This window comes from Rhodococcus sp. KRD197 (assembly GCF_017168235.1).
Taxonomy (GTDB): Bacteria; Actinomycetota; Actinomycetes; order Mycobacteriales; family Mycobacteriaceae; genus Rhodococcoides.
The window spans coordinates 61736-83521 of record NZ_JABFAO010000010.1 but is presented as its reverse complement, the minus strand read 5'-3'; the positions used below and the strand labels follow the sequence as shown (position 1 = coordinate 83521).

17 protein-coding genes are annotated in these 21786 nt (G+C 66.3%); 11 read left to right on the top strand and 6 right to left on the bottom strand.

The window, feature by feature from the left end:
* A complete protein-coding gene (locus J1M86_RS15220; protein WP_206510529.1) occupies positions 1 to 1092 on the top strand; it encodes a branched-chain amino acid ABC transporter permease in 1092 nt (363 codons plus the stop codon).
* Positions 1089 to 2405 carry an ABC transporter substrate-binding protein gene (locus J1M86_RS15215; RefSeq protein WP_206510528.1) on the top strand — a complete coding sequence of 439 codons (1317 nt, stop codon included), beginning with the start codon at positions 1089 to 1091 and terminating at the stop codon, positions 2403 to 2405. The genes J1M86_RS15220 and J1M86_RS15215 overlap by 4 nt, the downstream gene beginning before the upstream one ends.
* Positions 2406 to 2586: 181 nt before the next feature.
* On the opposite strand, the gene J1M86_RS15210 is transcribed toward J1M86_RS15215, so the two are convergent.
* Positions 2587 to 3885: an acetyl-CoA C-acetyltransferase gene (locus tag J1M86_RS15210; protein WP_075840365.1), complete on the bottom strand. Its 1299-nt coding sequence runs from the start codon at positions 3883 to 3885 to the stop codon at positions 2587 to 2589.
* A gap of 129 nt (positions 3886 to 4014) precedes the next feature.
* Here J1M86_RS15210 and J1M86_RS15205 point away from each other — a divergent pair, with 129 nt between their 5' ends.
* Entirely contained in the window at positions 4015 to 5361 is a 1347-nt protein-coding gene (locus J1M86_RS15205; protein ID WP_206510527.1) for a 3-oxoacyl-ACP reductase, read from the top strand.
* Positions 5358 to 6215, top strand: a complete 858-nt coding sequence (locus tag J1M86_RS15200; protein ID WP_206510526.1) for a MaoC family dehydratase — start codon at positions 5358 to 5360, stop codon at positions 6213 to 6215. Before J1M86_RS15205 ends, J1M86_RS15200 begins: the two co-directional genes overlap by 4 nt.
* Positions 6216 to 6407: 192 nt before the next feature.
* Here the strand turns inward: J1M86_RS15200 and J1M86_RS15195 are convergent, their stop codons facing one another.
* A complete protein-coding gene (locus J1M86_RS15195; RefSeq protein ID WP_206510525.1) occupies positions 6408 to 7013 on the bottom strand; it encodes a TetR/AcrR family transcriptional regulator in 606 nt (201 codons plus the stop codon).
* 80 nt (positions 7014 to 7093) lie between these two features.
* Positions 7094 to 8266 (bottom strand): glycoside hydrolase family 3 N-terminal domain-containing protein, encoded by a 1173-nt coding sequence (locus J1M86_RS15190; RefSeq protein WP_206510524.1) that lies wholly within the window; start codon positions 8264 to 8266, stop codon positions 7094 to 7096.
* Between the two features lie 92 nt (positions 8267 to 8358).
* On the opposite strand from J1M86_RS15190, the gene J1M86_RS15185 reads away from it, so the two are divergent.
* The 3 genes from J1M86_RS15185 (at position 8359) to J1M86_RS15175 (ending at position 13356) form a co-directional block, all read left to right on the top strand.
* Positions 8359 to 8826 (top strand): universal stress protein, encoded by a 468-nt coding sequence (locus J1M86_RS15185; RefSeq protein WP_206510523.1) that lies wholly within the window; start codon positions 8359 to 8361, stop codon positions 8824 to 8826.
* A 109-nt stretch (positions 8827 to 8935) separates the two neighbouring features.
* Positions 8936 to 9106 (top strand): DUF2613 domain-containing protein, encoded by a 171-nt coding sequence (locus J1M86_RS15180; protein WP_075840369.1) that lies wholly within the window; start codon positions 8936 to 8938, stop codon positions 9104 to 9106.
* The gene (locus tag J1M86_RS15175; RefSeq protein ID WP_206510597.1) at positions 9103 to 13356 is read left to right on the top strand and encodes an alpha-(1->3)-arabinofuranosyltransferase; all 4254 of its coding nucleotides are present in this window, start codon (positions 9103 to 9105) and stop codon (positions 13354 to 13356) included. The genes J1M86_RS15180 and J1M86_RS15175 overlap by 4 nt, the downstream gene beginning before the upstream one ends.
* On the opposite strand, the gene J1M86_RS15170 is transcribed toward J1M86_RS15175, so the two are convergent.
* Positions 13339 to 14502 (bottom strand): acyltransferase, encoded by a 1164-nt coding sequence (locus J1M86_RS15170; protein ID WP_206510522.1) that lies wholly within the window; start codon positions 14500 to 14502, stop codon positions 13339 to 13341. The genes J1M86_RS15175 and J1M86_RS15170 overlap by 18 nt on opposite strands.
* A gap of 183 nt (positions 14503 to 14685) precedes the next feature.
* On the opposite strand from J1M86_RS15170, the gene J1M86_RS15165 reads away from it, so the two are divergent.
* The gene (locus J1M86_RS15165) at positions 14686 to 15819 is read left to right on the top strand and encodes a DUF3068 domain-containing protein (protein WP_206510521.1); all 1134 of its coding nucleotides are present in this window, start codon (positions 14686 to 14688) and stop codon (positions 15817 to 15819) included.
* 37 nt (positions 15820 to 15856) lie between these two features.
* Here J1M86_RS15165 and J1M86_RS15160 read toward each other — a convergent pair whose 3' ends face one another.
* Complete coding sequence (locus tag J1M86_RS15160) at positions 15857 to 17050, bottom strand: polysaccharide biosynthesis protein (RefSeq protein WP_206510520.1); 1194 nt, start codon at positions 17048 to 17050, stop codon at positions 15857 to 15859.
* A gap of 26 nt (positions 17051 to 17076) precedes the next feature.
* On the opposite strand from J1M86_RS15160, the gene J1M86_RS15155 reads away from it, so the two are divergent.
* The gene (locus J1M86_RS15155; RefSeq protein WP_206510519.1) at positions 17077 to 18795 is read left to right on the top strand and encodes a hypothetical protein; all 1719 of its coding nucleotides are present in this window, start codon (positions 17077 to 17079) and stop codon (positions 18793 to 18795) included.
* Here J1M86_RS15155 and J1M86_RS15150 read toward each other — a convergent pair.
* Positions 18730 to 19953 carry a glycosyltransferase family 4 protein gene (locus J1M86_RS15150; RefSeq protein ID WP_206510518.1) on the bottom strand — a complete coding sequence of 408 codons (1224 nt, stop codon included), beginning with the start codon at positions 19951 to 19953 and terminating at the stop codon, positions 18730 to 18732. The genes J1M86_RS15155 and J1M86_RS15150 overlap by 66 nt on opposite strands.
* A gap of 104 nt (positions 19954 to 20057) precedes the next feature.
* On the opposite strand from J1M86_RS15150, the gene J1M86_RS15145 reads away from it, so the two are divergent.
* Entirely contained in the window at positions 20058 to 20843 is a 786-nt protein-coding gene (locus J1M86_RS15145; RefSeq protein ID WP_307786650.1) for a class I SAM-dependent methyltransferase, read from the top strand.
* Positions 20844 to 20864: 21 nt separating this feature from the next.
* The gene (locus J1M86_RS15140; RefSeq protein WP_206510516.1) at positions 20865 to 21749 is read left to right on the top strand and encodes an ROK family protein; all 885 of its coding nucleotides are present in this window, start codon (positions 20865 to 20867) and stop codon (positions 21747 to 21749) included.
* Positions 21750 to 21786: the final 37 nt, after the last annotated feature.

Sequence of the window (21786 nt, the reverse complement as noted above, 5' to 3'; positions counted from 1 at the left end):
ATGAGCACATCCGTCACCAAGTCCCCGTCCACAGGTATCACCACGAAGTGGGCGCAGCTGACCGCAACGCCCGTTCGTCGGCACTTCGTCGCCGCGGTCATCGGACTGATCGTCATCTTCGCGGTGCTCGAAAGTGTCAGTACCTTCCGGCAGAGCCAACTGACCTCCGTCGCCTACCTCGCGATCGCCGCCGGCGGCCTGACCCTCCTGACCGGCATCAACGGCCAATTGTCGCTCGGCCACGGCGCATTCATGGCTGTAGGCGCCTACACCGCGGCGCTGATCCTCCGAGCTCAGGACGGCAGCTGGGTGGTTCCCGTCGTCTTGCTCGCCGCCACTGCCGTGTCCACTCTCGTCGGGTTCGTCGTCGGAGTCGCGGCCGCTCGCCTACACGGCCCGTATCTCGCCGGCGCAACACTGGCGCTGGCCGTTGCCGTACCGGGTCTCGCGCTGTACTTCTCGGAGTACCTCGGCGGTGAACAGGGCCTGACCATCCCCTCACCGGCGGTGCCGACCTTCCTCGACGACGCAATGTTCTTCATCACCGGAAACGACCTGAGCAGCACCAAGTTCATCTCGTACATCAGCTGGACGCTGCTCGTTGTCGTGTTCTTCCTGCTGGCGAACGTCTCGTCGAGTCGCATCGGTCGACGATGGCGCGCCGTTCGCGACGACGAGGTAGCCGCTGAACTGGCCGGCATCGACCTCGGTCGCGCTCGAATCCTCGCGTTCGTCGTCAGCGCCGCCTGCGCCGGAGCGGCCGGAGCCGTCCTCGCCATGGCGTCGAGAATTGCGGCGCCGAGCGGGTTCACGCTGGTGTTGTCGCTGACACTGCTCTCAGCGGTGGTGATCGGAGGCTTGGGAACCCTCGCTGGGGCTCTGATCGGCGCCGCGTTGCTGACCTACATTCCACCCGTCGTGACCAACCTCGGCCTCGACCTGGGGCTGTCCAGCCTCCAATCCGCCGAACTCGCCCCACTCGTGACCGGAGTCTTCACCGTTCTCGTCATCTTGTTCGCGCCGCTCGGCCTCGTGGGTTCCTACCGAAAATGGCGATTCACCAGAAAGTTCGCCAGAAAAGGGGAGAAATGAAAAGTTCGATATCACTCGCGGCCCGCGTCACGGCGCTGACCGCTGCAGTCGCACTCGTCGCAGCCTGCGGCGCAGGTGGCCGCGACGAGACCGAGGAGACCTCGGAAGGATCGACTGTCGGCATCACCGACACCTCGGTCAAGATCGGTGGCCACTTTCCACTCACCGGCGTCGCGTCACCGGGATACAGCGAGATCCCGACGGGTGCGCAGGCCTATTACGACTTCGTCAACGCGGCGGGCGGCATCAACGGCCGACAGATCGAGTACGTGGTGCGCGACGACGCGTACGACCCGACAACGACGACGCAGGTGGTCAACGAACTCGTGCTGCAGGACGAGGTGTTCGCCGTCGTGGGTGGACTCGGAACCGCAACTCACAGCGCGGTCGTCGACTTCCTCAACGAAGAAGGTGTCCCCGACCTCTTCGTCTCCTCGGGCGCGATCATGTGGGGCAACGACCCCGAGCAGTACCCCAACACCTTCGGATGGCAGCCCGACTACCAGGTCGAGGGCAAGATCATCGGTGACTGGGTGCTCGAGAACAGGCCTGACGCCAAAGTCGGACTGTTCCTGCAGGACGACGACCTCGGCCGAGACAGCGAGGAAGCCGTCCGGCAGTACCTCGACGACCAAATAGTCGAAGTTGTCCGATACACCTCCGGCAACACCGATGTGGCGCCGCAGATCGCGGCCCTGCAGGCAGCCGGTGCCGACCTCGTACTCGGCTTCAACGTGCCGTCGTACACCGCGCTCAGTCAGCTGACGTCCATGCGACTGAACTACGACCCCGAATGGTTCTACAGCTCCATCGGCTCCGACGTGAACCTGGTCGGATCTCTTCTGGGCCGGTTCTCCGAGGGCGCTGTCACCGGCGCGCAGTCGCTCGAAGGCATGATCTCCCTCGAGTACATCCCCGGTGTCGATTCGACCGACAACCCGTGGACTCAACTGTGGCAGCAAGTCTGGGACGAACACGGTAACGGTGAACCTCTGACCAACTACCGCGTCTACGGCATGAGCCAGGCCTACGCATTCGTCCAGGCATTGCAGGCAGCGGGCGAGAACCCGACCCGCGAGGGCATCGTCGCCGCGATCCAGGACGGCGGAATGGACTTCGAGGGACCGCAATTGGCGCCTTACCGCTACTCCGAGGAAAGCCACCTCGGCATCTCGGGCGCCAGCGTCTTCCAGATCCAGAACGGCGTACCCGAGTACCTCACGCCCGTGCTGCAGACCGACATCGGCGACTCCCCGGTCGAGGAATACACCGGCGAACCCGCAACTCCCCCGGCAAACGGAATCCCGGAGTAAGCACCAGATACACAGGACGCGGCGCCCGAGTTTCCTTCGGGCGCCGCGTTTTTTGCTCTCTGGAAGTCCGCTTTCGACAATGCACGATCGGCAGATCCGTAAACCCCTCGTTCAACGGATCCGCCGACCGTTTGCCCCCTGGGTCGAGCGCCGAAAAATCAGCGCTCGAAGTTCGAGACGCTCAGCGTTCGATGATTGCGGTGACGCCCTGGCCACCGGCGGCGCAGATGGAGATCAGGCCACGACCCGATCCCTTCTCCGCAAGCATCTTTGCGAGCGAGGCGACGATGCGGCCACCGGTCGCGGCGAACGGATGGCCCGCTGCCAACGAGGATCCGTTGACGTTGAGCTTGCTCCGGTCGATCGACCCGAGCGCACTGTCCAGGCCAAGCCGTTCCTTGCAGTACTCGTCGCTCTCGAATGCCTGCAGCGTCGCGAGCACGACGGATGCGAACGCCTCGTGAATCTCGTAGTAGTCGAAGTCCTGCAGCGTAAGCCCGTTGCGTGCGAGAAGACGCGGAATGGCGTAAGTCGGTGCCATGAGCAAGCCATCCTTGAAGGAGGCATTGCCGTGGACGTAGTCGACAGCGGCAGTCTCGGAGTCGACGAGATGCGCAAGAACGGGCAGGTTGTGCTCCGAAGCCCACTCATCGCTCGACAGCAGAGCGGCCGACGCACCGTCGGTGAGAGGCGTCGAGTTGCCGGCGGTCATCGTCGCGTCGCCGAGCTTCTTGCCGAAGGCAGGCTTGAGCGTCGCCAACTTCTCGACGGTGGATCCGGGACGCAGGTTGTCATCGCGGGTGAGGCCGAGGAACGGCGTCACCAAGTCGTCGAAGAAGCCGCGGTCGTAGGCCGCCGCCATGTTCTGGTGACTCGCAGCCGCCAGAGCGTCCTGCTCTTCACGGCCGATCCCGAACTCCTTGGCGGTGACGGCAGCGTGATCGCCCATCGACATGCCGGTGCGCGGCTCACCGTTGCGCGGGATCTCGAGTCCGAGCATCGACGGGCGGACGTTGGCAAGCAGCTTGAGGCGGTCCGGGGTGGACTTCGCGCGATTGAGGGAGAGCAGGAACTCACGCAGGTCGTCGTTGACGCCGATCGGCGCGTCCGAGGTGGTGTCGACGCCGCCGCCGATACCTGCATCGATACGGCCCGAGGCGATGGCATCGCCGACCGCGATGATCGACTGCAGTCCCGTGCCGCACGCCTGCTGGATGTCGTAGGCCGGGGTGTAGGGGCTCAACGCGCTGCCGAGCACGGTTTCGCGGGTGAGGTTGAAGTCGCGACTGTGCTTGAGGACCGCACCGGCGACGACGAGGCCGAGGCGCTCGCCCTGGAGCCCGAACCTGCTGACCAGACCGTCGATCGTGGCGGTGAGCATGTCCTGGTTCGATGCCTGGGCGTACTTCTTGTCCGAGCGGGCGAACGGGATGCGGTTGCCACCGACGATTGCGACCGGTCGTAGCTGCTTGCTTGTCACTTTACGTCTCCAAACATCGCTGAAAATAGCCCTGGTGGAGTTTCATCTTACTGGCGAGTAAGTTGGTTGTCGACACCCGGTCATGTCCTTCGTCTCCATCCGCGAAGGCGCCAAGTGAAAGGTAGGATAGTGGCAGCCACCAAGGGAGCCCCAGACCTGTACTCAACATTCCTGGCGTCCGCGCCGGGAGCATTCATCGCCAAGCAGGCCGGTCTGCCGCAGCCCGAGAACCTGCGGCGGTACAAGGAAGGCGAGCCACCACTTGCCGGCCCCGTCCTCATCGGCGGTAGCGGTCGACTCGTGGAACCGCTTCGGGAGCTCCTCTCGGACTACCCGCAGGCCCAGCCGCACGACAGCAAGTACGGCGCCCTGGTCTTCGACGCCACCGGCATCGGAAACGTCTCCGAGCTCGAGCAGCTGTTCCAGTTCTTCCAGCCGGTCATCCGCAACCTCGCGTCGTCGGCCCGCGTCGTCGTCATCGGAACGACTCCCGAGGAGACCGCCAGCGTCGACGAGCACATCGCCCAGCGTGCACTCGAAGGCTTCACCCGCAGTGTCGGCAAAGAGGTCAAGCACGGCGCCACCGCCCAGCTCGTCTACGTCTCCCCCAAAGCATCGACCGGACTCTCCGGGCTCGAGTCGACCCTTCGATTCCTGCTCTCGGCGAAATCCGCGTTCGTCGACGGCCAGGTCATCGCCGTCGGTGACGCCGACTCCGAAGCCCCGGCCTCGTGGGACAAGCCGCTCGCCGGCAAGGTCGCCGTCGTCACCGGTGCTGCTCGCGGAATCGGCGCGACCATCGCCGAGGTGCTCGCTCGCGACGGCGCAACCGTGATTGCCGCGGACATCCCCGCTGCGGGCGATGCACTTTCCGAGGTCGCCAACAAGATCGGCGGCACCTCCCTCTCGCTCGACGTCACCGCCGACGACGCCGGCGAAGTACTTTCCAAGCACCTGCTCGAGCGGCACGGCGGCGCGGACATCATCGTGCACAATGCCGGAATCACCCGCGACAAGACGCTCGCAAACATGGACGAGAGCCGCTGGAACTCGGTCATGGGCGTCAACCTTCTTGCACCGCAGCGGATCACCGACCACCTGGTGGAGACCGGCGCACTGAAGGAGGGTGGACGCGTCGTGGACGTCTCGTCCATCGCAGGCATCGCAGGCAACCGCGGCCAGACGAACTACGGCACATCCAAGGCGGGCGTCATCGGCCTCGTGCACGCGTCGGCGCCTGTTCTCGCGAAAAAGGGAATCACGATCAACGCCGTGGCACCCGGTTTCATCGAAACCGCGATGACGGCCGCCATCCCGTTCGCCACCCGTGAAGCAGGACGACGCATGAGCTCCCTTCTGCAGGGTGGCCAGACCGTCGATGTCGCAGAACTGGTCTCGTACTTCGCTAGCCCTGCCTCGAACGCCGTCACCGGCCAGATCGTCCGCGTGTGCGGCCAGAGCCTGCTCGGCGCATGAGCGTCATCCAGCTCTCGGAGCAGCCGAAGACCTCCGATATCTACGCTGCCGCAGCACTCGGAGCCCTGCCGTTCCTCGGCTCCAAATCGTCCTCGGTACCGGACACGGAATTCGAGCTTCGCGGCCTGCGGGTGGATCCGGACAACCTGGCCGGGTACTGCCGGGCGACGGGGCTCCGGTTCGGTGACACGCTGCCGGTGACCTACCCGTTCACGCTCGTGTTCCCGACGGTGATGAAGCTGATGGTGTCGAAGGGATTTCCCTTCGCGGCCATCGGATCCGTACACGCCGAGAACGTGATCGAGCAGCTGCGGCCCATCTCGGTGTCGGAGCCACTCGATATTCGAGTGCACGCGGAGAACCTGCGCGAGCACCGAAAGGGTTTGCTGGTCGATCTCATCAGCGAAGTCAGTGTCGGGCGTGAACTCGTCTGGAAGCAGACCTCGACCTTCCTGAGTCTGCAGAAGACCTCACTGTCCGGTGGGCCGCGCGAAGCTCCTCCCGCCGACGAGGTGCCGCCGCCCCCGACTCGTACACTCCGCGTCGATCAGAGGACGATCAGCAAGTACGCGGCCATCTCGGGTGACCGCAATCCGATTCACGTCTCCACCCTGGGCGCCAAGGCCTTCGGCTTCCCGAAGACCATCGCCCACGGAATGTGGAGTGCTGCAGCAATTCTCCAGATCATCGAAGGCAGGCTTCCCGGCAAGTCGACCTACAAGATCCGGTTCGGCAAGCCGATCGTTCTGCCGTCCACCATCAACGTGTACGCAGAATCCGTTGGCGCAGGCTGGGACCTGTCGCTCAAGCACCCGAAGAAGGGGTACCCGTACCTCACCGCCACTGTGCGGTAAATGCTCCAGCATCACCCGCGGGGGTGACCGAATGTCACATTCGGTCACCCCTTTTGCGTGCCCCGACGGAGCGAATGTCACATTCGGTCACTCAGAGTGTGCGAAGGTGACATTCGGTCACCCCGACGGAGCGAATGTGACATTCGGTCACTCAGAGTGTGAGAAGGCCCCATTCGGTCACCACAAAGCGGCTCAGGGCGTGGACGCGCTCTTCTTGCCCGCCAGTCCGCGCCAGGCGAGGTTTTCGAGGAGGTCAGCGGCGTCGCCGACCTCGATCTCTCCACCGGCGACGCGGTCCGCGACGGCTTCACCTGCGCCGACGAGGGCGACGGCCATCAGCGCGAAATTCTGGCCCGGTTCGGGGTCTTTGGTGCTCATCTCGAGCAGTCCTGCGGTGAGCTCGATGAGACGATCGCGGCTGCTTTGGACCTGCGAGGCGAACGCGGTCTGACCGATGGCCTGGCGATAGAGCACCATCCACGATTTGCGGTGTTCGCCGACGAATCCGAGGAACCCGAGCAGGGCGCTTCGGAGTTGCTCGCGTGGAGTCAACGACGGGTCGGCGGCCGGGGTGAGCGCCTCGACGAACTTGACGCCTTCGCGCGCGATGCATGCAGCGAACAGTTCATCCTTGGAGCCGTAGTACAAGTAGAGCATCGGTTTGGATATCGCCGCCTGCTTGGCGATCGAATCCATGGAGGTCTCGTGAAAACCTTTGTCCGAGAATACATCCACCGCAGCGTCTAGCATTTGCTGTTCTCGCACGGCGCGGGGCAGTCGTTTGGTGCCGCCAGCCATGTGTCCTCCAAACAACGTCGAACCCATGACATTACTCCACGGTAAGGAAGCTCGCGTCCCCAGCGTCGACGTGTCGGAATCTAGCAGGCACCCTTGAATCGCGCGACAGTCGCTGCGGAGCGATCGACCTGGTCTACAGGCAATCGTCCCGTCGAGACAGCATCCTCGAGGTTGTCCAACACCTGAGGGACGTCGTCGGTGGTGAGCCACAACGCTACATCGGCGCCGGCGACGACTGCCGCCTCCACTGCGGAGACGATGCCGAGACGGTCGGTGATGGCCGCCATCCCACTGAGATCGTCGGTGAAGATCGGACCGGTGAACGGTGCCGCACCGTAGCCGACACCGTCGCGCAGCAGCGACATCGCGGCCGGACTGATGCTGGCGGGCACACCGGGGGCCGTCAACCCGGGCACGTCGAGATGCCCCATCATGACGCCGACCCCGGTGGGCGAGAGCGCCGCGAAGGGAATCAGATCCGACTGCATCAATTGATCCAGCGGCGGCGTCGACACCGCGCCCGTGTGCGAATCTCCCGATCCCGAGCCGTGACCGGGGAAATGCTTGATGACGGACGCGATCCCGGCGTCGCGCAGCCCCTGCGCGTACGCGCCTGCGTAGGCCACCACCTGGTCGGGATCGGCGGAGAAGGACCGATCGCCGATCACCGAGTTGTCCGGTTGACTGCTGACGTCGACGACGGGGGCGTAGTCGACGGTCACACCCAGATCCTTCAGCCCGCGTCCCCGCTCGAGCGCCAGCTGGTAGGTCTCGTCGACGGTCATCGTCTGCGCTGTCTCCCGCGCCGAGGGGACCTCTCCGAGCAGATTCGCGACGCGGGATACGCGGCCGCCCTCCTCGTCGATGGTGACCATCGGCGGCACCGCCGCGGCGTCGACGATCTGCGGGACCTCTCTGTTCGCCAGCGTCGCGGTGTCGGTCCAACTCCCGATGAAGATGCCGCCGACCTGCTCGCGGGCCATGATGTCGACCGCGTCGGCCGTCCCGGTGACGCCGACGGTGAGTAGTTGGGCAAGACGCTGCCGCTCGGTCAGGGTTCCGACGAACACCGCGCACGCGTCGACCGGAGGAGCAGGTTCGGTCGTCGGATCCGGTGTGAGCGATGTGGAGGACGCCGCAGCGACCGTCGGCGACGGAGCAGCCGCCTCCGTACCTCCCCCAGCGCACGAGGCAGTGACAGAGACACCGACCAACAGCGCGGCTACGGAGAGGGGCGAGCGGAGCTTCGTCATGGCAACCGACGGTAGCCGACACCTCCGACGCACCGCGAAAGGACGCCGTCACGCGATAGGCTCGGACAAACGCGACATCAGGAGGAAACACGATGCCTGCAGATCTGATTCTCATCGCCTACGACGGCTCCGACAACGCGAAACGCGCAATCGAATACGCCGGGCGGTTTCTGATGACAAAGCGCGCACTCGTCGTTACGGCCTGGGAACCGATGGTGCGTCAGGCCGCCAGACTGTCCGGCCTTTCCGGTGTCATGCAGCCGGAGTGGGTCCCCGACGACGAGGCCGAGGACGTTGCACTCACCGACGCCAAGATCATCAACAGCGAGGGCGTCAGGCTCGCGGGGGAGGCCGGTCTGAGCGTCGAGGGACACTGCACCGAATGCACCACGGCAATCTGGAGCGCCATCGTCGAAAAAGCCGACGACCTGGACGTGGACATCATTGTCACAGGCACCAGGGGCACTACCGGTCTGCGCTCGCTACTGCAGAGTTCGGTTGCCGACCACGTGCTGCGACACAGCCACCGACCCGTTCTGATCGTTCCGCCGGGCAAGTAGCAGCGCGTGCAACCCAGGACGGGCCGATCCAGGTGATAGCGTGATCCGCGCGCGGGGGATTGTCAGCCGTCGCTCGTGATTGCCGTGTCGAGGAAAGTGGAGTACCGAGATGAAGTTCGCTGTCCCGGGGATTATTGCTGCTGTGGCCGGTGCGGTGTTGGGCGCAGGTGCCGTGTTCGGAGTGACGGCGGCGGCGTCGGACAACACCCGTCCCGAGATCGACCGATCGGGCAACGCTGATTCCTCGCTGTTGAACCAGGTCGAGTACGGCAGCCGCTGAAACTCGGCGCTTCGATCTCTTCCGAACCACTCGGTCGTAGATGGCTTCTCGGTGTCTCGGCTCTGGCGCTTGCGCTTTCCCTTCTGCAGGTTCCCGGCTACACCGTTGCCGATACCAAATACGACCTGACGCAGAATCCTCTCGGATTTCTTGCGCGCGCCGCGCATCAATGGACCGCCCAAGCACCACTCGGGCAGGTGCAGAACCAGGCCTACGGCTACTTCTTTCCGCACGGAGCGTTCTTCGCGCTCGGTGACGTACTCGCGATCCCGCCGTGGATCACGCAGCGCATCTGGTGGGCGCTGCTGCTGATCGCCGGATTCTGGGGAATCGTTCGGCTCGCCGAAGCTCTCGGTATCGGCAGTCGCAGCTCGCGTCTGATCGCCGCGACCGCCTTTGCGCTCTCCCCGCGCGTCGTCACGACCCTCACGTCGATCTCGTCGGAGACGATGCCGATGATGCTGGCGCCGTGGGTGCTCATTCCCATCGTTCGGGCCTTCGGATCCACCCCGCAGAACTGGGGGGTGCGGTCACTGGCCGCCCAATCGGCGTTGGCGGTGGCATTGATGGGTGCCGTCAATGCCGTCGCGACGGCAGCTGCCTGCCTCGTCGGCGTCGTCTGGGTCCTGTGTCACCGCCCGAACCGCCGGTGGCTCGTCTTCTCCGGCTGGTGGACGGGATTTCTCCTTCTCGCGACGCTGTGGTGGATCGTTCCGCTGCTGCTGCTCGGGCGAGTCAGCCCACCGTTCCTCGATTACATCGAATCCTCCGGCACCACGACGCAATGGGCATCGCTCGCCGAGATTCTGCGCGGCACCAGCAGTTGGACGCCGTTCGTGTCCCCGGAGCGCGTCGCCGGCGCCGTTCTCGTCACCCAACCCGCCGCCGTCATCGCGACGGGCGCAATCGCGGCCGCCGGGCTGGCTGGACTGGCGATGCGTTCGATGCCCGCACGCGGTCGCCTGACGGTTCTGCTGTTCGTCGGCATCGTCGGACTCACCGCAGGGTATGTCGGCGAGCTCGGTTCCCCCATCGCCGACAGCGTCCGAGTGTTTCTCGATTCCGCGGGCGCACCGCTGCGCAACGTCCACAAACTCGAACCGCTCGTCCGAATTCCACTGGTGCTCGGGCTCGCTCACCTGCTGGCGAAAGTTCCACTGCCAGGCTCTGCCGCGCCCGCGGAGTGGCGTCACGCGATCGCCCACCCGGAGCGAGACAAGATGGTCGCCGTGGCCGGGCTCGTTCTCGTCGCGCTGACGTTCTCTACGTCGCTGGCCTGGACCGGAAAGCTGGCCCCTCGCGGCGCCTACGAGGCCGTCCCCGACTACTGGCACGACGCCGCGGACTGGCTCACCGAGAACGCGTCGGGCACCTCCCCCGACGGTTCGGACGCGCAGCGTGCCCTCGTCGTCCCCGGCGCCCCGTTCGCGCTGCAGACATGGGGCCTGACCCGAGACGAACCGCTGCAAGCCCTCGCCACGACGCCGTGGGCGGTGCGCGATTCCGTGCCGTTGACGCCGCCCGGCGCGATCCGCGCCCTCGACTCGGTGCAACGGCTCCTCGCCGACGGTCGCCCGTCGGCTGGACTCGCGGATACCCTGCTCGGTCAGGGCATTCACTACGTCGTCGTCCGCAACGATCTCGATCCGGAGTCCTCCCGCTCGGCGCGTCCGGCGTTGGTCCATGCAGCGCTCGACGGCTCCCCGGGGCTCGAGAAGGTGGCCGAGTTCGGCGACGACATCGCGCCGGGGTCGACCGAGGACGTCACTGTCGACGGGGACCTGCGGCCGCCGTATCCGGCAGTGGAGATCTACACCGTCGGTGCTTCTACCGCAGTGTCCGGGCCGTACACCGTCGATCTCGACCGTGTGCCGTTCGTGCAGGGCGGCCCGGAGTCGCTGCAGCGGTTGAACGAGCAACGGGGACGGGGTGTTCCGCAACCGGTCCCGCAGGGCCCGGTGATCCTGGCCTCCGATGCCGAGGCCGCCGGTTTGACGGTCGACGAGGTGACCGTGACGGACACACCGACACGACGTGAAACCGATTTCGGTCAGGTGGACAACCACAACTCCGCGTTGCGGTCGGTCGACGAGCCGCGTCGCTCCCTCAACGAGGTCGCCGACTACCCGGTCGACGGCGCCGAGACGGTGAACGCCGAATGGGAGGGTGCGTCGATCACGGCATCCAGTTCAGCCTCGGACGCGACGCAGATCGGCGGCACGAAACCGGGTAACGGCGTCGCCGCGGTCGTCGACGGTGATCTCGCGACGAGCTGGGTCAGCAACGGAATCGACAGCGCTGTGGGCGAGTGGCTCCAGCTCGATTTCGACGAGCCCCTGCGAGGGGGTCTGCTTCGTCTGCGCACGAGTCCCGGCACCATCGGCGATCCGGTTCGATGGCTCGAAATCACCACCGAGAACGGAAGTACCGCCGCACGGGTCGACGAGCCGGGTGAGCCCATGACGGTATCGCTGCCCGGTGGCTCCACATCATGGCTGCGGATCACCGCACGGTCGACGGTGGGCGGCACCAACGGGAGTCAGTTCGGGATCAGCGAGCTCTCGGTCGAGGACTACTCCAACAGCGATGCGCCCCAGCAGCTTTCGATTGTGCACCGCACGGTCCTCCCGGAGGTCGCAACCGGCGCGGACGTCACTGCCTGGGAGCTGAGCCAGGAGTTCCCAGGGCGGTCGGGCTGCGTCGACACCCAGGATCGCATTCGCTGTAGCAGCGGACTCTCCGTCGCCCCGGAGGAGCTGGGGCGCTTCACCCGCACCCTCTCTGTGCCGCAGGGGACTGCAGTACTCCCGGAACTGACGCTGCGCACGCGGCAGAGCCCGGAGCTCGAATCCCTGCTGTCGCAGCCCGGCCGTCCCGTCGCGACCGGAGCCTCGGACGTCGGCGACCTCCAAGGCTCCGCCTTCGCGGCAACCGACGGCGATCGACGCACGTCTTGGACCGCCGCCCCGTCGAGCATCGACAATCGCGCCGGCACCCAGCCGACGCTCACCATCTCCCTGCCGGAGCCGACCCTCGTCGACGGGTTGACACTCACCCCCAGCCGCGGCGCCCTGCCTGTTCATCCGACATCGGTCGCGGTGGATCTGGGTGCCGGGCCGCAGGTTCGCGAGGTGGACCCGGACGAAGCAACGACGATCGAATTGTTCCCGCAGGTGACCGATCGAATCGTGCTGTCGCTGGTCGACTGGGACGACGTGCTCGACAAGAACTCGCTCGGCTTCGTGCAGCCCACGCCTCCCGGGCTGGCCGAGGTCGCCGTACTGTCCGGCGGTCGCGAGGTGGGCGCTCCCTTCGATGCGGAGCGGAGCATCACCGTCGGCTGCGATGTGGGCCCGGTCATGTCGATCGCCGGCCAGACTGTCCGCGCTTCGGTGACGGGCACTGCAGCGCAGCTTCGTTCGGGTGCGCCGCTGCGAGCAACTCTGTGCGAGGGCCCATTCCCGGTCGAGAACGCCGATCTCAATCCCATTCCGCTCCCAGAAGGCCGGCAGGACATCGTCGTGGACCCGGGAGCGGCATTCTTCGTCGACGGGGTTCGCCTGCGCACCATGCCGGTTCCCGCTGTGAGTGCGACAAGTTCGGCGCCACAGGCGGTCGAGACGAATCGATGGGATGCCGACCGCCGCGAGATCGACGTGCCCTCGCACGACACCGACCGACTGGTTGTCGTCCCGGAGAGCAACAACATCGGCTGGCGCGCAACGGGGCCCGACGGCAACGAGCTGACCCCGGTGACAGTCGACGGATGGCAACAGGGCTGGATCGTGCCCGCCGGAGCAGCCGGCACGGTCACGCTCGAGTTCGCCACCGACGGGTGGTACCGGCTCGGCATCTTCGGCGGACTGCTACTGCTGATTCCGTTGACGTTTCTGGCACTGCGGCGTGGCCGCGTCGACGGCGACAGTCCTCCGCTTCCGTGGCAAAGCAGAGTGCTCGCCTGGGCGGCGTTGGTGGCCGCAGTGGCCGTGACCGCCGGGGTTGCCGGAATAGTCGCGACGGTTGTCGTGGCGGCTACAGCGGAGTTCCTCAGGCGCCGATTCGGTGCAGGAGCCGAAGACCGAGTGCTGGTCGGTCTCGCCTGCGGCGGAACGTTGCTGGCGATTGCCCTGCTGTCGACGGGCCCCTGGCGGGCACCCGACGGCTACGTCGGGCACTCGTACGCGATCCAGCTGGCGGCGCTGATCGCGCTGATCGCGGTGGCCGTGAGCGCGCTACGCGCCCGTCTGTGACGTGCTCTGTGCACGGGCGCGCCGAGACTTCAGCGCCCGCCGCGCCGGCTCCTCGACGAGCGCGTAACTCGCTGCGGCGATCGGGATCGACAACGCCACGGTCACGGCCAGCACCAGCACGAAATGCCCCGAGAACGGGATGATCCCGAATACCGGGAACACCATCGCCAGAACCACCAGGTGCCAGATGAAGATTCCGTACGACCATCTGCCCAACGTCAGCATCACCGGGTGCTCGAGAATCCGGTGCTTCGACGCAGCGCCATCGCCGAGGACGAGCGGCGCCAGCAACGCGAACGCGAGGACGCCGCCGAGGGCGACCTTCATAGCGAACTGCCATGGCTCCGGACGCACCAGCCCCTCCGGGCCCGCGAGTGGCGTCGCCGACAGTACGAATGCCACTGCTGCTATGCAGGCGATGACGACGCGGCGGGCAGCCAGGCGGTGCAACCACGTTTCGCGGCGCGTCGAGTACTCGGCAAGCAACATCCCCGCCGCGAACCATGGAAGGTAGCCCGGCAGCCAATTGTCGTGATTGATTCCATCCAGCGTCGGAATCGGGAGAAAGGCCCACGACAAACTCAGCGCCGACACACCCGCCAGTAGCGGAATGCGCAGATGGGCACGATCACCGCGCAGCAGCGTCATCGCGAGAGCTGCGATCGGCAGCAGCAGATAGAACGCCACCTCCACCGACAGGGACCACATCTGGGTCAGGCCCTCGGTCAGGGTCAACGGCACGAACACCTGCGTCAACGACAGATTCGCCACCCACACCTTCCAGCTGCCGCCCGCATCGGGCAAGAACAGCAGGGTCAGCGTCACAGCCACCCAGTACGCCGGCAGGATTCGGACGGCGCGAGACCACAGGTACGTCCCGATGGGCTGAGCGGTGCCCAGCCCCCGCGCCTGGGCGGCATGAGCGCGCCAGAGCAGAAATCCGGACAACGCAAAAAAGATTGCGACCGTCAGATCGAACCGGCCCCAAATGCGCCCCACCACAGGTGACGCCGCAGCCCCCGTCTGAAATGCAACGTGGGTGACGACGATGCCGAGCGAAGCGAACGCGCGCATCCCCTCCAGTGAAGGAATGAACCCACGCAGCGGCAACACGTCCGGCGCCGACGATTGGATGGGAGTGTTCATTTCCCGACCAGTCAAGCATTCCCTGCACAAGCAGTGTCACTCGCGCCCACGCGAGGTGATCACTGTTACTGTCACCAAACGACGTGGCGATACCAATCGGACACTCCAGCACGGGCGTACCCTGCCCGAACCTGTCGGGTGGAAGCAGCGGCGCGCCGGAACACGACCAAGGGAGATTTTTACATGGCGGAGCGCTCAGGGCCGAGCCGGATAGTTGCCCTCATACTCGTTGGCTTGGGCGCATTCCTGCTGGTAGCGGCCATTATGATTCCCACCTACACGGTGCCCCGTCTCGAGAAGACACCGCTCGATCTCGAGGTGACCACCGTCTCGACGGGCACCGGAAGCGTGCTGGATGCCGCATCACTCGCTGCTGGTAGCGCCGTGGTGGACGAGGACGTTCCCTTCGTGTCGCAGCGCTTCGTCACCGTCGAGGAGCCATCCGGTGCCGATGACATCACGCTGCAGGCCGGAACCACTCTTCGACGCACCGATGTGCAGGGCGAGACAGGACTTCGCTCGGCGACCGTCGACCGCGTCACCTTGGACCGCGTGACGAGCATGCCCGTCGAGAATCCCATCGGAACCATTCAGGTTCAGGCCGATGAGCCCGCCGACGAAGTGCCGCACACAGGACTGCAATACAAGTTCCCGTTCGGCGCCGAGCAGAAGTCGTACCCGTACTTCGACATCAACGCCCGCGTATCGCAGGACATCGACTTCGTCGAAGAGACCGAGATCAATGGCACGCCGGTCTACAAGTACGAGCAGACCATTGCCCCGGTCGACCTGTCCTCCGTGGTCAACATCCCCACCAACCGCGTTACTCTGCCTGCCGCCACGTGGGGGGTCGAGGGCGGCGAAACCCCGGTCACGATGACCCGCTGGTACGAGAACACCCGCACGCTGTGGGTCGAACCCAAGACCGGCGTCGTCGTCAAGGGCGATGAGCAGCTCCACCAGTACTACTCGCGCACGGCAGGCGACCCCGAGGTCGACGTCCTGCGGGTTCCGCTCACCTTCGACGAGAACACCGTCGAGTACCAGCTGCAGCAGGCCCGTGACGGCATGGACCAGATTTCGTTGTTCGGGCGCACCGTCCCGATAGTCCTCGGCATCCTCGGTCTCATCGCGCTGATCGTCGGCATCGTGCTCGGAGTACGCGGCAATCGGGGCGACCATCGGCCCGCACGTGGCAACGCGCCGCGGCGCAACGATGACGGTGGCGGCGCGGCTGCACCGACCGAACCCCGTAACCGCGACTGGACGACGGATCAGACCGAGGTCATCCCCCGCACGAACCTCTCCAAGGAGTAGGCGACTTCGTCGCATGTGAGTGGAAATACGTGTCCCACTATGTATTTCCACTCACATGCGAAGCGCCTACGAGGGCAACCGCGCCGACGACGAACGCGCACACTGCCGCAACGGAGGCCGCGATCACGACGAACTGCACCAGTGTCGACGCGACGGTGAGCAGCAGCACCACCTCCACGGCCAGCCCGGCCCACGCGACCAACGCCAGCGACATCCGGTTTCCCGCGATAGCCCACAGCAACCCGCTCTGCAGCAGCGCGAGGCACGCACCCTGCAGCGCAAAGATCCACAGATACTCCTGCACGGGCGCGTAGTCCTCGCCGGCGATCAGAGGCACCAACGGCGCAGCTACCGCCGCACCCAGCACGAGCACCGCTCCCAAGCCGGCGACGACTGCCAGCGCGGACCGCAGTGCGGCCGCCGACTCCGTGGGGTTGGCCATCCGCGGATACAGCACCACGCCGACGGCCTGCGGTAGCCAGAACGCAGCTTTCGTCGCGATCGCACCAAGTGCGTACAGGCCCGCCTGTTCCAAATCGAGCAGCGCTTTGGCCAAGAAGAGATCCACTGCCGACATCGCGATGAGCGCCAGCTGCACCTGCGAGGCCCGCAGCACCACAACGACACCCGTCGACCCGCTTCGGCTACCTTCGGTCGCACTCGTCGCCAGCCGGGCACCGAGGGCCACCACTGCGGTGCCGAGGGCGCTGGCCGCCAGCACGAGCCCGGGCCCGCCGCCGAGGACGAGCACGCCCACCGCCGGCGCCACTTTCCCCAGGCCAGCGGCAGCCAGGACGAGGCTGAGCCGACCGAATCTGCCAGAGCCTTGCAGCAGGCCCTGCTCCGTCGCGAGCAACACCAGCACGGGCGCGACGACGAGGGCCGAGGCAGTAGCGAGGACACCCGTGTCCAGAGCCCATGCGACGGCGGGCGCAAGGAGAACCGCGATCACCGCCACCAACGCAGCCGAGCGATAGCCGAGCGCGCGCAGTTCGGTGCCGCCGCGACCGTGCACCACTTCCCGGGCGACGACGGACTGCAATGCCAGCGCCGGCACCGCGAGCACGAGCTGCGCCGCGAGGAGGCTCGCGAACTCCGCATATCCGCCGACACCGAGAAGTCGGCTGGCCGGCAGGTGCAGCAGATACGAGGCCGCATTGGCGGCCATCGACCCCATCGTCACGTACGTCATTCCGGCGACCGCCGACGTGCTCACGGCGCGGGAGGACATGCGGACACGGTATAGGGTGCTGGGTCATGCGTTGGTACGGGTCGAGGTTCGGATCGAGGTTCGGCTGGGTGCCCGCGCTGTACAGCCTGGTGCTGTCCGTTCTGGTCCTCGGTCCGATGCTCGGCCCGGGCTACCTCCTGCTGCGCGACGCCGTCAGCACCCCGCGGTCCTACCTCACCGATTCGGCGCTGGGAACGACCGACGCCGCTGCGCGGGCGGTTCCCCAGGATGCCCTGGTCGCGTCACTGTCCACCGTCGCCGACGGCGGTATCGTCGTCAAAGCGATTGTCCTGCTTGCGCTGTGGCTGGCCGGCTGGGGTGCCGCACAGATGGTGCGCACCCTGCTCCCGACCGTAGGCACCCCCGCTCTGCTGGTTTCGTCGACCGTCGCCATCTGGAATCCATACGTCGCCGAGCGGCTGCTGCAGGGCCATTGGAGTCTGCTGGTGGGCTACGCCGCCCTCCCGTGGACCGTTCTCGCCGCGCTCGCGTGTCGGCGGGACGGGCGATGGGCCTGGTTGGCGGTGTCACTCGCAGCGGCCGGGTTGACGCCCACCGGTGCGATCCTGGCTGCGGTGACCGCCCTCGTCGTCGTCGCCACGGGTCGTTCTGCGCACAGGATCGGCCTGACCGCCGCCCTCGCGGGGTGTGCCTCGCTGCCGTGGCTGGCAGCGACCGCAGTGACCGGCAGTGGAACCGTCGGGACAGACCCGGCTGGCGTCGCAGCGTTCGCGGCCCGCGCCGAACCAGGTCTGGGCACGCTCGGCAGCCTCGCCGGCCTCGGTGGAATCTGGAACTCCGATGCAGTTCCGACGAGCCGAACTACCTTGTTCGCCCTGGTGGGGACTGCTCTGCTGCTGGCGATCGTTGCGCTCGGACTGAGGCCTCTCTGGCGCCGACGCGGACACCCCGTCATCGTCGTCCTCGCCTTCCTCGCCGCCGTCGCGGTTCTCCTACCGGCGCTCGCCGCCACCGGACCGGGAATCGGTGTCGGCGAATGGGCGGCGACCGATTTGCCCGGGGCCGGACTGCTGCGCGACGGGCAGAAGTGGGTGGCGCTGGCAATGCCGTTCTACGTGCTGGCGGCGGCCGCGGGGACGGCCTGGGTCGGAGCCAGGCTCCGCTCTGCGTGGCTTCCGGCCGTGATTGCAGTGCTCGCCATCCTCATCGCGCTACCCGACCTGGTGTGGGGAGTAGGCGGCCGACTGATGCCCGTGCACTATCCGTCGTCGTGGTCGGCTGTTGCCGCCGAGCTCGAGGGCGGCGACGGCGATGTTGCCGTTCTCCCGGCCGGGATGTTCCGGCTCTTCCCCTACAGCGGCGACGCGCCCGTTCTCGACCCCGCTCCGCGCATGCTCCCGCTCGACGTATTGCAGACCGGTGAATTGGTTGTGGCAGGCGGAACAGTGCGCGGTGAGGGAGTACGCGCGCGCGATGTCCAGGACGCCCTGATCGGCGGCGAGCCCGCCACTCGGTTGGGTGAACTGGGCGTCGGTTGGGTGCTGGTGGAGCTGACGACGCCCGGTGAGCTCGGCAACTCGGCCCGCACACTCGAACAGCTCGATCTTGCCTACCGAGACGACGAGCTCACGCTGTACAAGGTGCCCGGCACTGTTGTAGTAGACACGGGCGACGCGGCCACCAACCTCGTCGTCGCCGCCCACCTCGCCTGGGCGGCGCTACTGGTGAGCGGGTTGCTGTGGGCGGTAGCCCGCCCGATCCGGGCTCGACGCCACCAGACCTGACATGTGGGTACCGGTCATCGATGCCACGAGGACACTGCGCACGCCGTCCGCGGTCTGCTCCCACGAGAACTCGCGTGCTCGAACCCGGGCCTTCTCGCCCAGGTCCGAACGGGAGTCGGCGTCGACGAGCAGTTCACCGAGCGCATCGGTCAGCGCCTGAACATCGCGTTCGCTGCCGTCGCCACCGACCAGCACTCCCGTCACACCGTCGATGATCGAGTCGGTCAGACCCTTGGAGCTGCGGTATCCGACAGTGGGTACGCCGTGCTGAGCTGCCTCGACGACCGCCAGACCCCAGCCCTCTTTGCGCGATGGCATCACATGCACCCAGGACCGCCCGAGCAGTTCGTGTTTGCGATCCTCGTCGACATGGCCGTGGAAGGTCACCGCGCTCGCGATCCCGAGCTCGTCGACACGCTCGCGCAGATTCTCCTCCCACCAGCCGCCGCCGATGATGTCGAGCTGCAGACCCGGTATCCGGAACCGCAGCGCCGCAACAGCTGCGAGGGCATCCTCGATCTGTTTGTGCGGCACCAATCGGGACAGCACGGACAGCGACGGATACGGCGTCCGAGTGTGGTCACCGCCCACCGGGGCGCGATCAGGCACCGAATCGGCACCGTTGCGGACGACGGCAACGCGCTCACGGGCAACCCCGAGCGCCACCAACTCGTCCGCCGACGGCAACGACACCGTCAAATACTGGTTCCGACGGTGGACGAGCGGCGAGACCCTACTTTCGAGCCACCATCCGATCTTGGCCATTACAGGGCCGGCCACCGGCCACTGCTCCCGATGACAGTGATGGACGAGCAACGTCACCGGCGCGCCGGTGACCATCCGCGAGAAGAAAGGAATGCCGTTCTGCGTGTCGATGACAGCGTCCGGCCGAATCCCCCGCAGCGGGCCGAAACCGAGACGCCCGGCAACGATCGCCCCGAGCGCACGCGGATACACCGACAACCGGCCACCCGCGCGACTGATGCGAATACCGTCGACCACCTCGTCGGCGAGAGCACCCGGATACGACGCCGTCCGCAGCGTCACTCGCACTCCCTGGGCAGCCAAACCGGCGCCCACCTGCTCGAGATATCGCTCGCTCCCACCGCCCTGGGGATGACCGGTATCGCGCCAGCAGAGCAACAGCACCTCGCGCACGCTTGTCGTCTCCCATCGCGGCTGAACATGAACTTCACGACACACTAACGGTTCGACCGGCCCTACGACCGACCGACATGACACCTCGCCTAGTCTTCTTGCTCGTGCGCACAGGTATCCGGGGCCGATCGGCGGTCACGCGGCTGTTCGCACAGCGAGCCACCCTGCAGCGATCGGTCGGGCTGCTGCGCGACTTCGGCCACGAACAAACTGCACCCGACGTCTTCTACGGGGCGCTGGCCAGGGACTCCGTCGAACTGGTCGGTGATCTCTACCGAGGTCTGACCGGCGAGACGCTGCACGAGCGTGTCGTCCTCGACGTCGGCGGCGGACCTGGATACTTCGCCGAGGTCTTCCACGCCCACGGAGCCCAGTACTTCCCGGTCGAACCCGACGCCTCCGAAATGCACGCCGCCGGCCTTACCGTGCACGGCAGCGTCCGCGGATCTGGAATGGCGCTGCCCTTCCGAACCAGCAGCGTCGACATCTGCTTCTCCTCCAACGTCGCCGAACACGTCCGCGACCCGTGGCTCATGGCCGAGGAAATGCTGCGCGTCACCAAGCCCGGCGGTATGACCGTGCTGTCCTACACCCTGTGGTTGAGCCCGTTCGGAGGCCACGAAACCAGGCCGTGGCACTACCTCGGCGGGGAGTATGCAGCCCGACGCTATGCCCGCACCCACGGCCAGGAACCCAAGAACCGATTCGGCGTATCCCTCTTCGATATCGGCGCCGCCGACGGACTTCGATGGGCGCGAGCAACCCCGAACGGAACCCTCGTCGCCGCATTCCCGCGCTACCACCCGCGCTGGGCTTGGTGGCTCATCCGCATACCCGGACTGCGCGAGCTATTCGCCAGCAACCTCGTGCTCGTCTTCCGGGCGCACTGATGCTGTGAGTACGTTGGAAAGATGACTGCGCTGGCATTGGATATCGGAGGAACCAAGATGACCGCGGCCATCGTCGGAGACGACGGCAGGCCAGGCGAGGCGTTGACGGTTCCGACGCCGAAGGCCGAGGTGTGGAAGGCGTGCACGGACCTACTCGACGCAGTTGCTGTCGGCGCCGATATCGACAGGATCGGGATTGCGTGCGCCGGACCGGTCGACACGACCGAAGGTGTCGTCGCGCCGATCAACATCGAGGAGTGGAAGGACGGCTTCGCGATCGCGAATGCCGTGCAGGAGCAGTTCCCACAGGCCTCGACTTCGCTGGCCATGGACGGAGGTTGCGCAGCGCTCGGTGAACACAAGTTCGGCGCAGCCCAGGGCGTCGACGACGTTCTCAGCATCGTGGTCTCCACCGGCATCGGCGGCGGGCTCGTGCTGGGGGGCTCCATCGTGGCGGGACGCAGCGGCAACGCCGGCCACGTGGGCCACATCGTGGTGCCGGGATCGACGACACCGTGCGCGTGCGGCGGTTTGGGTTGCGTCGAGACAGTGTCGAGTGGGCCGTCGGCCGTGCGCTGGGCCCAGGAACAAGGGTGGACCGGCACCACCGGGGCCGAGCTGGCGGGGGCCGCAGCCGATGGCGAGGTCGTGCCCATCACGGCCCTCCAGCGGGCCGGAGTTGCCCTCGGGCAAGCCATCGCCTCGGCCGTCGCACTCGTCGACGTGAATCTCGTCGTCATCGGCGGCGGTTTCGCGCAGGCAGGTCCGCCGCTGTGGGATCCGATCCAGGAGTCGGCGGCGCTCCATGCGCGTCTGAAGTTTCTCGGAGGACTCGAGATCGTACCCGCCAAGCTCGGGGCGATGGGGACGTTGACAGGCGCGGCAGTCCTCGCGGCTTCGGCATAGCTCCTTCCCAATTTCTATAACGTGTTCTAGTGTCGGT

Bases quoted from the DNA above. Each gene is read 5' to 3' on its own strand.
- J1M86_RS15220 (WP_206510529.1), top strand. From the start codon at position 1: ATGAGCACATCCGTCACCAAGTCCCCGTCCACAGGTATCACCACGAAG.
- J1M86_RS15165 (WP_206510521.1), top strand. From the start codon at position 14,686: ATGGCGGAGCGCTCAGGGCCGAGCCGGATAGTTGCCCTCATACTCGTT.
- J1M86_RS15190 (WP_206510524.1), bottom strand. From the start codon at position 8,266: ATGACGAAGCTCCGCTCGCCCCTCTCCGTAGCCGCGCTGTTGGTCGGT.
- J1M86_RS15195 (WP_206510525.1), bottom strand. From the start codon at position 7,013: ATGGCTGGCGGCACCAAACGACTGCCCCGCGCCGTGCGAGAACAGCAA.
- J1M86_RS15215 (WP_206510528.1), top strand. From the start codon at position 1,089: ATGAAAAGTTCGATATCACTCGCGGCCCGCGTCACGGCGCTGACCGCT.
- J1M86_RS15140 (WP_206510516.1), top strand. From the start codon at position 20,865: ATGACTGCGCTGGCATTGGATATCGGAGGAACCAAGATGACCGCGGCC.
- J1M86_RS15200 (WP_206510526.1), top strand. From the start codon at position 5,358: ATGAGCGTCATCCAGCTCTCGGAGCAGCCGAAGACCTCCGATATCTAC.
- J1M86_RS15185 (WP_206510523.1), top strand. From the start codon at position 8,359: ATGCCTGCAGATCTGATTCTCATCGCCTACGACGGCTCCGACAACGCG.
- J1M86_RS15170 (WP_206510522.1), bottom strand. From the start codon at position 14,502: ATGAACACTCCCATCCAATCGTCGGCGCCGGACGTGTTGCCGCTGCGT.
- J1M86_RS15160 (WP_206510520.1), bottom strand. From the start codon at position 17,050: ATGTCCTCCCGCGCCGTGAGCACGTCGGCGGTCGCCGGAATGACGTAC.
- J1M86_RS15180 (WP_075840369.1), top strand. From the start codon at position 8,936: ATGAAGTTCGCTGTCCCGGGGATTATTGCTGCTGTGGCCGGTGCGGTG.
- J1M86_RS15155 (WP_206510519.1), top strand. From the start codon at position 17,077: ATGCGTTGGTACGGGTCGAGGTTCGGATCGAGGTTCGGCTGGGTGCCC.